The organism is Streptomyces griseomycini (assembly GCF_014203535.1).
Taxonomy (GTDB): domain Bacteria; phylum Actinomycetota; class Actinomycetes; order Streptomycetales; family Streptomycetaceae; genus Streptomyces; species Streptomyces griseomycini.
This window is the reverse complement of sequence record NZ_JACHJI010000015.1, coordinates 22,092-35,216: the sequence shown is the minus strand read 5'-3', so window position 1 is coordinate 35,216 and position 13,125 is coordinate 22,092. Positions and strand designations below refer to the sequence as shown.

The 13,125-nt window shown below is 71.5% G+C and carries 13 protein-coding genes, 5 tRNA genes and 2 pseudogenes; 4 read left to right on the top strand and 16 right to left on the bottom strand.

Annotated features, from left to right (window positions below; all coding sequences use genetic code 11):
- Nucleotides 1–40: 40 nt before the first annotated feature.
- Nucleotides 41–1,051: an NAD(P)H-dependent glycerol-3-phosphate dehydrogenase gene (locus FHS37_RS31300; RefSeq protein WP_184827450.1), complete on the bottom strand. Its 1,011-nt coding sequence runs from the start codon at nt 1,049–1,051 to the stop codon at nt 41–43.
- Nucleotides 1,048–1,893, bottom strand: coding sequence for a lysophospholipid acyltransferase family protein (locus tag FHS37_RS31295; protein ID WP_184827448.1), 846 nt, complete (start codon nt 1,891–1,893; stop codon nt 1,048–1,050). Before FHS37_RS31295 ends, FHS37_RS31300 begins: the two co-directional genes overlap by 4 nt.
- Nucleotides 1,894–2,098: 205 nt before the next feature.
- On the opposite strand from FHS37_RS31295, the gene cofC reads away from it, so the two are divergent.
- Both cofC and FHS37_RS31285 read left to right on the top strand, forming a co-directional pair.
- On the top strand, nt 2,099–2,737 hold the full coding sequence (gene cofC / locus FHS37_RS31290; protein ID WP_184827446.1) for a 2-phospho-L-lactate guanylyltransferase: 639 nt from the start codon (nt 2,099–2,101) through the stop codon (nt 2,735–2,737).
- Nucleotides 2,738–2,746: 9 nt separating this feature from the next.
- A complete protein-coding gene (locus FHS37_RS31285; RefSeq protein ID WP_184827444.1) occupies nt 2,747–2,950 on the top strand; it encodes a hypothetical protein in 204 nt (67 codons plus the stop codon).
- Between the two features lie 124 nt (nt 2,951–3,074).
- Here the strand turns inward: FHS37_RS31285 and FHS37_RS31280 are convergent, their stop codons facing one another.
- The 4 genes from FHS37_RS31280 to leuC all read right to left on the bottom strand — a co-directional run bounded on the left by FHS37_RS31280 (nt 3,075) and on the right by leuC (nt 6,401).
- Nucleotides 3,075–3,725, bottom strand: a complete 651-nt coding sequence (locus FHS37_RS31280) for an HU family DNA-binding protein (protein WP_184827442.1) — start codon at nt 3,723–3,725, stop codon at nt 3,075–3,077.
- Nucleotides 3,726–3,861: 136 nt separating this feature from the next.
- Nucleotides 3,862–4,092: an SCO5555 family protein gene (locus tag FHS37_RS31275; RefSeq protein ID WP_184827440.1), complete on the bottom strand. Its 231-nt coding sequence runs from the start codon at nt 4,090–4,092 to the stop codon at nt 3,862–3,864.
- A 278-nt stretch (nt 4,093–4,370) separates the two neighbouring features.
- The gene (leuD, locus tag FHS37_RS31270; RefSeq protein WP_184827438.1) at nt 4,371–4,964 is read right to left on the bottom strand and encodes a 3-isopropylmalate dehydratase small subunit; all 594 of its coding nucleotides are present in this window, start codon (nt 4,962–4,964) and stop codon (nt 4,371–4,373) included.
- Between the two features lie 6 nt (nt 4,965–4,970).
- The gene (leuC, locus tag FHS37_RS31265; protein ID WP_184827436.1) at nt 4,971–6,401 is read right to left on the bottom strand and encodes a 3-isopropylmalate dehydratase large subunit; all 1,431 of its coding nucleotides are present in this window, start codon (nt 6,399–6,401) and stop codon (nt 4,971–4,973) included.
- A gap of 197 nt (nt 6,402–6,598) precedes the next feature.
- Between leuC and ndgR the strand changes: the two genes are divergently transcribed.
- Nucleotides 6,599–7,312, top strand: a complete 714-nt coding sequence (ndgR, locus tag FHS37_RS31260) for an IclR family transcriptional regulator NdgR (RefSeq protein WP_184827434.1) — start codon at nt 6,599–6,601, stop codon at nt 7,310–7,312.
- 76 nt (nt 7,313–7,388) lie between these two features.
- On the opposite strand, the pseudogene FHS37_RS31255 reads toward ndgR, so the two are convergent.
- A pseudogene (locus tag FHS37_RS31255) lies at nt 7,389–7,727 on the bottom strand (monooxygenase family protein); the annotation flags it as partial.
- Between FHS37_RS31255 and FHS37_RS40030 the strand changes: the two are divergent.
- Nucleotides 7,695–8,307: pseudogene (locus tag FHS37_RS40030) on the top strand (MerR family transcriptional regulator); the annotation flags it as partial. The pseudogenes FHS37_RS31255 and FHS37_RS40030 overlap by 33 nt on opposite strands.
- Before the next feature lie 55 nt (nt 8,308–8,362).
- Here FHS37_RS40030 and FHS37_RS31245 read toward each other — a convergent pair.
- The 9 genes from FHS37_RS31245 to FHS37_RS31205 form a co-directional block, all read right to left on the bottom strand.
- Nucleotides 8,363–8,435, bottom strand: a tRNA-Glu gene (locus FHS37_RS31245).
- 27 nt (nt 8,436–8,462) lie between these two features.
- Nucleotides 8,463–8,534, bottom strand: a tRNA-Gln gene (locus tag FHS37_RS31240).
- Nucleotides 8,535–8,555: 21 nt separating this feature from the next.
- Nucleotides 8,556–8,628, bottom strand: a tRNA-Glu gene (locus FHS37_RS31235).
- Nucleotides 8,629–8,657: 29 nt separating this feature from the next.
- Nucleotides 8,658–8,730: transfer RNA gene (locus FHS37_RS31230), tRNA-Glu, on the bottom strand.
- Between the two features lie 39 nt (nt 8,731–8,769).
- A tRNA-Gln gene (locus FHS37_RS31225) sits at nt 8,770–8,841 on the bottom strand.
- A gap of 91 nt (nt 8,842–8,932) precedes the next feature.
- Nucleotides 8,933–9,667, bottom strand: coding sequence for an HAD family hydrolase (locus tag FHS37_RS31220; protein WP_184827430.1), 735 nt, complete (start codon nt 9,665–9,667; stop codon nt 8,933–8,935).
- A gap of 422 nt (nt 9,668–10,089) precedes the next feature.
- Nucleotides 10,090–11,604 (bottom strand): glutamate--tRNA ligase, encoded by a 1,515-nt coding sequence (gene gltX / locus FHS37_RS31215; RefSeq protein WP_184827428.1) that lies wholly within the window; start codon nt 11,602–11,604, stop codon nt 10,090–10,092.
- Nucleotides 11,597–12,382 (bottom strand): fumarylacetoacetate hydrolase family protein, encoded by a 786-nt coding sequence (locus FHS37_RS31210; RefSeq protein ID WP_184827426.1) that lies wholly within the window; start codon nt 12,380–12,382, stop codon nt 11,597–11,599. Before FHS37_RS31210 ends, gltX begins: the two co-directional genes overlap by 8 nt.
- A gap of 222 nt (nt 12,383–12,604) precedes the next feature.
- Entirely contained in the window at nt 12,605–12,793 is a 189-nt protein-coding gene (locus FHS37_RS31205) for a hypothetical protein (protein ID WP_184827636.1), read from the bottom strand.
- Nucleotides 12,794–13,125: the final 332 nt, after the last annotated feature.

Sequence of the window (13,125 nt, the reverse complement as noted above, 5' to 3'; positions counted from 1 at the left end):
CCGCAACGCCGTGCGTGCGCCGGATGGAGGGGGTCGTCGCTCAGCGTCGTTCGGGTTTCGCGCTGCGCGACATCAGCTCCTTGAGGGCGACCGCGGGGGGCTTGCCCTCGTGCACGATGGAGACGACCGTCTCGGTGAGCGGCATGTCGACGCCGTGCCGACGGGCCAGATCCAGCACCGACTCACAGGACTTGACGCCCTCGGCGGTCTGCTTGGTGACCGCGACGGTCTCCTCGAGGGTCATGCCCTTGCCGAGGTTGGTGCCGAAGGTGTGGTTGCGCGACAGCGGCGAGGAGCAGGTGGCCACCAGGTCGCCCAGTCCGGCGAGTCCGGAGAAGGTCAGCGGGTCGGCGCCCAGCGCGGCACCGAGCCGGGTGGTCTCGGCGAGGCCGCGGGTGATGAGCGAGCCCTTGGCGTTGTCCCCGAGCCCCATGCCGTCCGCGATGCCGACGGCCAGCCCGATCACGTTCTTCACCGCGCCGCCCAGTTCGCAGCCGACGACGTCGGTGTTGGTGTACGGCCGGAAGTACGGCGTGTGGCAGGCGGTCTGGAGCCGCCGGGCGACGGACTCGTCGGTGCAGGCGACCACGGCGGCGGCCGGCATGCGGGCGGCGATCTCGCGGGCCAGGTTGGGGCCGGTGACGACCGCGATGCGCTCGGCGCCCACCTTGGCGACGTCCTCGATCACCTCGCTCATGCGCATGGCGGAGCCGAGTTCGACGCCCTTCATCAGCGACACGAGGACCGTGCCGGGGGCGAGCAGCGGCGTCCACTCGGCGAGGTTGCCGCGCAGCGTCTGCGAGGGGACGGCGAGGACGGTGAAGTCGGCGTCGCGCGCGGCCTCGGCGGCGTCCGCGGTGGCCCGCACGTTCCGGGGGAGTTCGACGCCGGGCAGGTAGTCGGGGTTGGTGCGGGTGGAGTTGACCGCTTCGGCGAGTTCGGGGCGCCGCCCCCACAGCACGACGTCGCAGCCCGCGTCGGCGAGGACCATGCCGAAGGCCGTGCCCCATGATCCGGTGCCGAAGACGGCCGCCTTGACCGGCTTGCTCACGTGCCCAGCCCCTCTTCCCGCGCGGCGGCCCCGCTCTGCGCCTGTTCCGTCCCGCCCGTCGGCTCCGTGCCCGGCGGCTGTGCGCCGGGCCGTCCCGCGCGCTGCTTCTGCGCCCGGGTCCTGCGGCGCTGTTCGATGCGTTCGCGACGCGGGTCGTAGGGCGTCTCGGGGGCCCTCTCGCCGCGGATCTCCTCCAGCTGGCGGGTGATGGCCGCCATGATCGCCTCGGTCGCCTCCTTGAGCAGTTCCGGGGTCATCTCCCGGTCGTAGAAGCGGTCCAGGTCCACCGGCGGTCCGGCCAGGACCCGGTGGGTCTTGCGCGGCAGCAGGCGGGGCTTCTTGGCGTACGGCGGCAGCACCTCGTTGGCGCCCCACTGGGCGACCGGGATCACGGGGCACTTGGTCTGCAGGGCGACGCGCGCGGCGCCGGTCTTGCCGGTCATGGGCCAGCCGTCCGGGTCGCGGGTGAGGGTGCCCTCGGGGTAGAAGGCGACGCATTCACCGCGCTGCACGGCGTCGATCGCCGCACGGAAGGCGCTGAGCGCGTCCGTGCTCTCGCGGTAGACGGGGATCTGCCCGGTGCCGCGCATCGCGGCGCCGACGAATCCCTTCTTGAAAAGCCCGCTCTTCGCCAGGAATCGCGGAACACGTCCGGTGTTGTACTGAAAGTGCGCGTAGGCGAGGGGATCGATGTGCGAATTGTGGTTCACCGCGGTGATAAATCCACCGTCGGCCGGAATGTTCTCCATTCCGCGCCAGTCCCGCTTGAGCAGAACCACCAGCGGCGGTTTGCAGATCACCGCGGCGAAGCGGTACCAGAAGCCGATTCTGCGGCGCGGCACGAGGACACCTTCCTTCCAGGACCTGGGCCCGGAGGCCAGGCGGGCCGCACAAGTGTCGCCCCGGGCCGCCGGTCTGTCGAGAACACCGTACGCCCGCCCGTCTCCCGTCACCGTCCTCGCGAGGGGCTTCGCGCCCCTCCCCCTTTCCCCGGGCACCGGGCGCTCCGGGTGACAATGGCCGCGACAAGAGAGGGACGTAACACTCGTGCAGTGGACCTTGGTGGTGCCCCTGAAGCCCTTGGCCCGGGCCAAGAGCAGGCTGTCGGACACCGCGGACGACGGGCTGCGCCCGGGCCTCGCGCTCGCCTTCGCCCAGGACACGGTGACGGCCGCGCTGGCGTGCCCTGCGGTGCGGGATGTGGTGGTCGTCACGGACGACGTCCGGGCGGGCCGCGAGCTGGCCGCACTGGGCGCCGGGATCGTCCCCGACGAGCCGGGCGGCGGCCTGAACGCCGCCCTCACCCACGCGGCGACGGTGGTGCGCGCGTCCCGCGGCGCCGGCCGCGTGGCGGCCCTCAACGCCGATCTGCCGGCGCTCCGCCCCCCGGAATTGGCCCGTGTCCTCGATACGGCCGCCGAATTCCCGCGTGCCTTTCTCGCGGATATCGCCGCGATCGGCACGACCCTGCTGACCGCGTCCCCGGGCCGGGAATTGCGCCCGTCCTTCGGGCCCGACTCCCGGGCCCGGCACCGGGCGTCCGGGGCCGTGGAACTGTGCCTGGACGCGGTGGACTCCGTACGGCAGGACGTGGACACCGGCGACGACCTGCGGGCGGCGCTGGCGCTGGGGGTGGGCCCCCGCACGACCGCGGTCGCCGCGCGGCTGCTGATTCCGGAGCAGTAGGCTGCCGCCATGCAGGCCACCGCGTACACCTACGACCCCGTCAGCCGCAGCGGTCAGGTGCTCCTGGACGACGGCACCCCGGTGCCCTTCGACGCTCCGGCGTTCGACGCGGGGGGCCTGAGACTGCTGCGTCCCGGGCAGCGGGTGCGCATCGAGACCGAGGGCGAGGGCGAGGGCCGGCGGATCACGCTGGTGACGCTCCAGACGTTCTGACCGGTCCCCCCGGCCGTCCCCCGTCGCCCCTCTGCCGCCTTCCGGCCGCCGGCACCCCGGACACGCCGCGGGCCGGGCTCCCCGACGGAGTCCGGCCCGGCGTGTGAACACCGTTTGCCCGCGGCTACTTCTTGCGGGCGGTGGTCTTCTTGGCGGTGGTCTTGCGCGCGGGCGACTTCTTGGCGGGCGCCTTCGTGGCCGTCGCCTTCTTCGCCGGCGCCTTCTTGGCGGTGGTCTTCTTCGCCGCGGTGGTCTTGGCGGGCGCCGTGGCCTTGGCGGGCGCCTTCTTCGCCGTGGTCTTCTTGGCCGCCGCCGTCTTGGTGGCGGCCTTCTTCGCCGTCGTCTTCCTGGCCGTGGTCTTCGCCGCGCCCGTCGTCTTCTTGGCGGCCGCCTTCTTGGTGGCGGCCTTCTTGGTGGCGGCCTTGGCGATGGTGGCCGGCGGGCCGGACAGGCTGCCCTTGGGGGCCTTCTTGACGGCGATGTCGTTCTTCGGGAGCTTCTTCGACCCGCTGACCAGGTCCTTGAAGCCCTGTCCCGCGCGGAACCGCGGTACGGAGGTCTTCTTGACACGAACCCGCTCGCCCGTCTGGGGGTTGCGGGCGTAGCGGGCCGGACGGTCGACCTTCTCGAACGAACCGAAACCGGTGACCGAGACCCGGTCACCCGCGACCACCGCGCGGACGATGGCGTCCAGGACCGCGTCGACAGCATCGGCGGCCTGCTGGCGGCCGCCCATCTTGTCGGCAATCGCTTCTACGAGCTGCGCCTTGTTCACGTCTTCCCCTTCGGAGACATCGCCAGAACGAAAGTGTTCAAGCTTTTTCGCACGTTAGGCAGATATATACCGCAAATCAAACACGAAACGGGCTAGTCACCCTTGTGCCGCAACGGGCTCGGCCGTCCTGTCCGGTTCAGCGTTCCTCTTCGGGGAATCGCCCCTCGTCGAGGTCCGCGATGAACCGCTCCAGACGCCCCGCCGCACCGGCGAGATCGTGCTTGGCCGCGGCCGTAATGACCAGCAGCTTCCGGGTCAGCGCCATCCGTACGCTCTCCGGGACTTGCAGTGCGCGCACCCTCGAGTGCGCTTCTTTGAGCCGGACCGCGACCGCCGCATAGAGCTCGAGTTGGCCGTCGTGTTCCATGCACAGATTGTGCCATCTGGGGCGAGTTGTCGCCTGCGCAGGGGGCAACTGCCGCCTCGGACGGCCCTTTCCCGCACCCACGGGGTCCGCGGGCACATGACGCGCGTACCCCAGCAATCACCTCCGTAACACGGGGAGTTGAGGGAACCCGGGGCGGTGTGCGGAGCCGGGCGGACACAGAGACGCCCGTACCCCCGATCGGTCCGATCGGGGGTACGGGCGGGGTGTCGCAGTGGCCGAAAGTCGACCTCTGGGCAGGACTTCGCTTGCGGTGTGCGTCAGGCCGTGAGCGTGCGCGGCTTGAACGACGGGCGCTTCGCCTCGTACGCGGCGATGTCCGCCTCGTTCTGCAGCGTGATGGAGATGTCGTCGAGCCCGTTCAGCAGCCGCCAGCGGGAGTTCTCGTCGAGCTCGAAGGCGGCGGTGATCCCCTCGGCGCGCACCTCGCGGGCCTCGAGGTCGACGGTGATCTCCGCGGTGGGGTCGGCTTCCGTGAGCTCCCACAGCGCGTCCACGATCTTCTGGTCGAGGACCACCGTGAGCAGGCCGTTCTTCAGCGAGTTGCCGCGGAAGATGTCGGCGAAGCGGGAGGAGATCACGGCCTTGAAGCCGTAGTTCTGCAGCGCCCAGACGGCGTGCTCGCGGGAGGAGCCGGTGCCGAAGTCGGGGCCGGCCACCAGCACCGTGGCGCCCTCGCGCTCGGGACGGTTGAGCACGAACTCCGGGTCCTTGCGCCAGGCCTCGAACAGCCCGTCCTCGAACCCGTCCCGCGTCACCTTCTTGAGCCAGTGGGCGGGGATGATCTGATCGGTGTCGACGTTGCTGCGACGCAGCGGGACGGCCCGGCCGGTGTGGGTGGTGAATGCTTCCATGACTGATCAGACTCCAGCGGGCGTACGGGCGTCGGCGGCGGCGAGGTCGGCCGGGGAGGCCAGGTGGCCGAGGACCGCGGTGGCGGCGGCGACCTGCGGGGACACCAGGTGGGTGCGGCCGCCCTTGCCCTGCCGGCCCTCGAAGTTGCGGTTGGAGGTGGAGGCGGAGCGCTCGCCGGGGGCGAGCTGGTCGGGGTTCATGCCCAGGCACATGGAGCAGCCCGCGTGCCGCCACTCGGCGCCGGCCTCCTTGAAGACCACGTCCAGGCCCTCGGAGACCGCCTGCAGCCCCACCCGCGCGGAGCCCGGGACGACCAGCATCCGTACGCCGTCGGCGACTTTGCGGCCCTTGAGGATCTCCGCGGCGGCGCGCAGGTCCTCGATGCGGCCGTTGGTGCAGGAGCCTACGAAGACGGTGTCCACGTTGATGGAGCGCAGCGGCTGGCCGGCCTCCAACCCCATGTACTCCAGGGCCTTTTCGGCGGCGAGGCGCTCCGAGGCGTCTTCGTACGAAGCGGGGTCGGGGACCGAGGCGGACAGCGGCGCGCCCTGGCCCGGGTTGGTGCCCCAGGTGACGAACGGCGACAGTTCGGCGGCCTCGATGACGACCTCGGCGTCGAACTCGGCGTCCTCGTCCGACTTGAGCGTCTTCCAGTAGGCGACGGCGGCGTCCCAGTCCTCGCCCTGCGGGGCGTGCGGACGGCCCTCGAGGTACGCGAAGGTCGTCTCGTCGGGGGCGATCATGCCCGCGCGGGCGCCGGCCTCGATCGACATGTTGCAGATGGTCATCCGGGCCTCCATCGAGAGCTTCTCGATGGCCTCGCCCCGGTACTCCAGGACGTAGCCCTGGCCACCGCCGGTGCCGATCTTCGCGATGATCGCCAGGATCAGGTCCTTGGCCGTGACGCCCTCGGGCAGTTCGCCGTTGACCGTGATCGCCATGGTCTTCGGGCGGGCCATCGGCAGCGTCTGGGTGGCCAGCACGTGCTCGACCTGGGAGGTGCCGATGCCGAACGCGAGTCCGCCGAAGGCGCCGTGCGTGGAGGTGTGCGAGTCGCCGCAGACGACGGTCATGCCGGGCTGGGTCAGGCCCAGCTGCGGGCCGACGACGTGCACGACGCCCTGCTCGACGTCGCCCAGCGGATGCAGCCGGACGCCGAACTCGGCGCAGTTCTTGCGCAGCGTCTCCAGCTGGACCCGGGAGACCGGGTCGGCGATGGGCTTGTCGATGTCGAGGGTCGGGGTGTTGTGGTCCTCGGTCGCGATGGTGAGGTCGAGACGGCGCACGGTGCGGCCGTTCTTGCGGAGGCCGTCGAAGGCCTGCGGGCTGGTCACCTCGTGCAGCAGGTGCAGATCGATGAAGAGGAGGTCGGGCTCGCCCTCGGCGCGCCGGACGACGTGGTCGTCCCAGACCTTCTCCGCGAGTGTCCTACCCATCGCTTTCCCTCCGGCCGGCGTGAACTGCTCCGGCCCAACTAGAGATCTGTGAGGAGACGGCGCCCGCACCCCTGCCTCCGGGCGTCCGCCGCCAGGCCCGGTGGTCCACGGGCCGCGTTGCTTCCGTGCCTCCAGAGTGGCGGGTTCCACGGAAAATTGAACTTGCGTTTCACAGAGTGAGACGCAAGTATCGTTGCATGGACAACAGTAGCGGCGTCGGCGTTCTGGACAAGGCAGCCCTCGTCCTGAGCGCCCTGGAGTCCGGTCCGGCCACCCTCGCGGGGTTGGTCGGTGCCACCGGACTGGCACGACCCACGGCCCACCGCCTGGCCGTGGCTCTGGAGCACCACCGCATGGTGGCGCGCGACATGCAGGGCCGGTTCATCCTCGGCCCGCGCCTGGCCGAGCTGGCCGCGGCGGCCGGCGAGGACCGCCTGCTCGCCACGGCGGGCCCGGTGCTCACCCATCTCCGTGACGTCACCGGGGAGAGTGCCCAGCTCTACCGCCGCCAGGGCGACATGCGCATCTGCGTCGCCGCGGCGGAGCGTCTGTCGGGCCTGAGGGACACGGTCCCGGTGGGCTCCACGCTGACGATGAAGGCCGGCTCCTCGGCGCAGATCCTGCTCGCCTGGGAGGAGCCGGAGCGGCTGCACCGCGGCCTGCAGGGCGCCCGTTTCACGGCGACGGCCCTGTCGGGCGTGCGGCGCCGCGGCTGGGCCCAGTCGATCGGCGAGCGCGAGCCGGGCGTCGCGTCCGTCTCCGCGCCGGTGCGCGGCCCCTCGAACCGCGTGGTGGCCGCCGTCTCGGTCTCCGGTCCCATCGAGCGCCTGACCCGCCACCCGGGGCGGATGCACGCGCAGGCCGTCATCGACGCCGCCACCCGCCTCTCCGAGGCGCTGCGCCGCTCCTGACCCCTTCGCATCCTCGCCCGCCGTCCCCGGCCGGGAACGGGCCCGCCTCAACGCCGCGGCGGGCCCGCCCCCGGCCTCACGCCCCGTCGGACGCCGCCGGCGACGTCGCCTTCTCCGGCCGGTACGCGAACCCGTCCTTCGCGCGCCGGCCACGCCGCTCCAGCGGTACCCGCCCGTGCGCGGCCGCGAGTCCGGACGCCGGAATGCCGGCGTAGATCGACTCGTACGAACCCTCGGGCACCACGTACGCCTCGTGCCGCAGCCCCACGTGCCCGCGCCCCTTCCCCGCCCGTTCCCCGCGGTCGACGAACGCCCGCGCGGCGTGGTGGAACGTGTCGGCGGCGTGCGCGTGGGCACAGAGCTTCTCCTCGGACTCCCGGTACTGGACGACGCGGTACGTCCGCGGGGAGGCGGTCCGCGCGCGGCACGGTCAGGAGGACGGGCAGCCGACCGCCGGGTCGGCGCGACGGCGGCCGAGCACGACGAGGGGCACCTGTGCCGGCTGCGACTGGTGCGCGTGCTGTTCCAGGTGGGACGCGTCCCGGTGGCGACGGCACGCGACGTGCTGGGGCACGTCGACGACGATTCCCCGGGCCGCACCGTCCGCCCGGGCGCGGCGCCGTGGGCGCTGCCGCAGGCCCCCGAGCCGGGCGAGGACGATCCGAGTGCCGTCGCCGCACGCGCGGAGGCGGACCGGCTGCCGGGGTCGCCGGGCCGGGAGACGGCCCGGGAGCCCGCCCCGCTCTCCCCCGTGCACCGTTCGCGGGTGGCGGCGGCGACGCCGCGCCGGCCGGGCTGTCGCTGTGACGCCGAACTGACGGCGTCGTACGGCGAGTTGATGCGCCAGGTGGCGCAGACAGCCCGACTTCACGGAGACCTGCGCCTCGGAGACGGAGCAGGTGGGGCCGGCGGGGGCATCCGCGGTGCTCCGCGAGCCGGTGCTGCGGGCGCTGCACCGGCCGGCGCGGGAGGAGGAGTCGGCGCGGCGGTACGGGGCCGGGCGAATGCCGAAGGGGGCTTCCGCCGTGACGGAAGCCCCCTTCGGGCTCGTACCCCCGACCGGATTCGAACCGGCGCTACCGCCTTGAGAGGGCGGCGTGCTAGGCCGCTACACAACGGGGGCGTGGATCACGCGTTTCCGCAGATCCTGCTGGTCTACCTGGACTCGAACCAAGACTAACTGAACCAGAATCAGTCGTGCTGCCAATTACACCATAGACCAATGATGGTTTAGACCAGTCAGTACCCCCGACCGGATTCGAACCGGCGCTACCGCCTTGAGAGGGCGGCGTGCTAGGCCGCTACACAACGGGGGCCCTAGCAGTCCCGAGATGATCGGAACCAGTACCCCCGACCGGATTCGAACCGGCGCTACTGCCTTGAGAGGGCAGCGTGCTAGGCCGCTACACAACGGGGGCTCGCGGATGTGATCCGCATGTGCAGATGAGCTCTGCGAGCTGGCCTACCTGGACTCGAACCAAGACTAACTGAACCAGAATCAGTCGTGCTGCCAATTACACCATAGGCCACTGGAACGCAAGCCCCCGAGGGGGTTTTGTTCTAGTTTCGCGCTGTGGGGCTCCGGCCTTCCGGCCCGCTCCCCTCGGCGCAGGAAGAACATTACCCGAAGGTGGACGGGGCTCCAAAACGAGTATCGGCACCGAGCAACGCGGGCAGTTCGGCGAGGGAGGCGATGCGGCGCGGCCCCACGGGCGGCTCGACGGCCACCCACGCCTTCCCGCGGTCGATCCACACCGACAGCAGCCCGGCCTCCGCGGCGCCCCGCCCGTCGATCTCCGGGTGGTCCCCGACGTACGCGACCTGGTCCGGAGGCAGGGAAAGGGCCTCGCAGGCGGCCAGGAAGGCACCGGGCTCGGGCTTGGAGACGCCCAGCTCGGCGGCGCACAGGATGACCTCGAAGCGGTCGTGGACGCCGAGGACGCGCAGCTTGCGGTCCTGGACCTGGAGGCTGGAGTTGGACAGCACCGCGTGGCGGTGGCTGTCGGCCAGGGCGTCGAGGACGGGCAGGACGTCCGGGAAGAGGGACCAGGCGGCTTCGTAGTGCGTGACGTACCGCCGGAACCAGTCGTCGGCCTCGGCGTCCGTCAGCTCCGGCCGGCCCAGGAAGACCCGGACGCGGTCGCGGCGCTGTGTGACGAAGTCGACCTCGCCGGCCGCGAAGCGGGCCCACTGCCGGTCGGTGATCTCACGCCAGCGCACGAGGGCCTCCTCGGCCGTCCCGTACCCGGCGAGCAGCCCCTCGGCCACCAGGTGGGCGCGCATGCCCTCGCGGTCGGCGGTGGTGTAGTCGAAGAGGGTGTCGTCGACGTCCCAGACCACGGCTCGGATCGGCATGTCGCCCAGCCTAGGCGGCCCGAGCCGTGGGCGCGGGGGAACCGGCAGGGTGGCGCGGCGGTCACCGGGCGGCGAGGCCCCGGTCTCGAGGAGCATCCGGGGCTCGGGCAGGGCCCCGGCCTCGGCCTCGGCCGGGAGACCGGCCGGACGGCAGTCCGCCGCGGCCGGCGCGCCCAGCACGACGTCGTGGTCGGCCGTGGAGGTCCTGGTCCGGACCAGGCCGCTCGGGGCGGACCCGGCTTCGTGCGACGGCCCGGTCGTAGGCCGGTCCGTCCCCGGAGAAGCGCGGGCCGAGTTCCCCGCGGCGCGTGCGTCCGGCCCGCGGGGAACTCGGCGGCGGCGCCGGTCGGCACCGGCCGTGCGGGAGTGCGGCGAGGGCGGCAGCCCTCCCGGCTGCCGCCCTTCGCGCGTGCGTCCGTGCGTTACGCCGCGAGCTTCGCCAGGGCCGCGTCGATCCTCGCCAGCGTCTTCTCCTTGCCCAGGACCTCCAGGGACTCGAAGAGCGGCAGGCCGACCGTCCGGCCGGTGACGGCCACGCGGACGGGGGCCTGGGCCTTGCCGAGCTTGAGGCCGTGGGCCTCGCCCGCGGCCAGGACGGCCTCCTTCAGCGACTCGGCGGAGGTCCAGTCGGCCGCGTCCAGCTTCTCGCGGGCGGTGCGCAGCAGGGCGTCGGAGCCCTCCTTCATCGCCTTGTTCCAGGAGGCCTCGTCGAAGACCGGCTCCGGCAGGAACAGGAAGTCGACGTTGTCCGTGATCTCGGAGAGGACCTTCAGGCGGGTCTGCGCGTGCGGGGCGATGGCCTGCCACTTGGCCTCGTCGAAGGCCTCGGGCGCCCAGGGGGCGAAGGGGGCCCTCAGCCAGGGGGCGCAGCGCTCCGCGAAGTCCTTCGCGTCGAGCATGCGGATGTGGTCGCCGTTGATCGCCTCGCACTTCTTCAGGTCGAAGCGGGCCGGGTTCGGCTGCACGTCCGCGACGTCGAAGGCCGCGACCATCTCGTCGATCGAGAAGACGTCCCGGTCGGCGGAGAGGGACCAGCCGAGCAGGGAGAGGTAGTTGAGCAGTCCCTCGGGGAGGAACCCGCGCTCGCGGTAGAGGTTCAGGGACGACTGCGGGTCGCGCTTGGAGAGCTTCTTGTTGCCCTCGCCCATGACGTACGGCAGGTGGCCGAAGGCCGGGATCCGCTGGGCGACGCCCAGCTCGATCAGCGCCTTGTACAGGGCGATCTGGCGCGGGGTGGAGGAGAGCAGGTCCTCGCCGCGCAGGACGTGGGTGATCTCCATCAGGGCGTCGTCGACCGGGTTGACCAGCGTGTACAGCGGGGCGCCGTTGGCGCGGACGATGCCGTAGTCCGGGACGTTGTCCGGGGTGAAGGTCAGCTCGCCGCGGACCAGGTCGGTGAAGGTGATCGTCTCGTCGGGCATCCGGAAGCGGACGATCGGCTCGCGGCCCTGGGCCCGGTACTCCTCGACCTGGGCGTCGGTGAGCTCCCGGCAGTGGCCGTCGTAGCCGGAGGGCTTCCCGGCGGCGCGGGCGGCCTCGCGGCGGGTGTCCAGCTCCTCCTGGGAGCAGTAGCAGTGGTAGGCGTGGCCGGCGTCGAGCAGCTTGGCGGCGACGTCCTTGTAGACGTCCATGCGCTGCGACTGGCGGTACGGCGCGTGCGGGCCGCCGACCTCGGGGCCCTCGTCCCAGTCGAAGCCCAGCCAGCGCATCGCGTCGAGCAGCTGGGTGTAGGACTCCTCGGAGTCGCGGGCCGCGTCGGTGTCCTCGATGCGGAAGACCAGGGTGCCCTGGTGGTGCTTGGCGAACGCCCAGTTGAACAGGGCGGTGCGGACCAGGCCCACGTGGGGGTTACCGGTGGGCGACGGACAGAAACGGACGCGTGGGGGTACCCCCTGCGCGAGCGGATCCGAGGGCTTGGGGGAGGGTGCGCTAGCCACGCTTGACAACCTTGTTGGTGAGAGTGCCGATGCCTTCGATGGTGACGGCGACCTCGTCGCCGACGTTGAGGGGGCCGACCCCAGCCGGGGTGCCCGTGAGGATGACGTCGCCCGGGAGCAGTGTCATGGCCTCGGAGATGTTGACGACCAGGTCCTCGATGGAGTGAACCATCTCGCTGGTGCGGCCCAGCTGGCGCTGGGCGCCGTTGACCGTGAGCTGGATGGTCAGGTCGCTCGCGGCGGCGATGTCCAGGTCCGTCTCCACCCAGGGGCCGAGCGGGCAGGAGGTGTCGAAGCCCTTGGCCCGGGCCCACTGCTTCTCGCGCTTCTGGACGTCACGCGCGGTGATGTCGTTGGCGCAGGTGTAGCCGAAGATCACGTCCTTGACGCGTTCGCGCGGGACCTCGCGGCAGAGCCGGCCGATGACCACGGCCAGCTCGGCCTCGTGGTGCACCTCCCGGGAGAAGGAGGGGTACTGGATCTCGTCGCCGGGGCCGATGACCGAGGTGGCGGGCTTGAAGAAGGCGAACGGGGCGTCGGGCACCTCGTTGCCGAGCTCCCGCGCGTGCTCGGCGTAGTTGCGGCCGAAGGCCACCACCTTGTTGGGGAGCACCGGGGGCAGCAGCCTGACCTTGCTCAGCGGGACCTTCGTGCCGGAGAGCTCGAAGTCCGCGAACGGGATGCCCTTGATGATGTCCAGGACGAGCTCGTCCTGCCGGTCGCCCTCGACCGCGCCGAAGGCGACGTTCCCGTCGATGGAGAATCTGGCGATGCGCACGGGATGCTTGGCCCCTTGACTCGATCGGCTGGAGTCTGACGCTCCAGGCTAACGCGGCACGGCGCCCCGACCCCGTGCGTCACCCGCCCGCGCATCACCTGTACGAGGCACGGCCGCCCCGGACGTGCCGGAGGGGCGCCCCGGTGACGTGCGGGGCGCCCCTCCGGCGCGTGGCGTTGAGTGATGCGCGGCCGATGCGCGTACTGATCGGTGTGATCGGTGTCAGTCCGCGGTGCCGGCCGCGGCCGGGATCTCCATGAGGACGGTGCGCTTGGGGTTGGCGGTCTGGGCCGGGAGTTCGACGGAATGCTCCAGCCGGACCGGCGTCTGCAGTTCATCGGCGCCGTTCAGGTGCGCCAGCGTCGTGCGCCGCGGGTTGGCGATCTTGTGGAACATCATCGTCGTCTTCACTGTTTTACTTGACCTCGTCCTGTTCACGGCGCCCCACAGGGGTGCGAGGACCCCGGGTCCGGGCGCGGGTTGTCGGTTTTGCCGTCCCTGTAAAGCGTCAGGCTAAACATGCGATTCCCCGCCGACGGCTCCCGAAGGCCATGATCCGCATGTGAGTTTGCTCACGAACCTGCGGACAAATCAGCCAATCCAGGCGGGCCCTCCACGTCCTCGAAACGGACATTAGCCACCTGAAGCCATCATTCCGCTCCTGATCATCTCGACTGGGACACCGGGGGCGTCCGACCGACTCGCGGGCGTACGTCCGTTTTGGGTGAGCTCACCTTCCACCC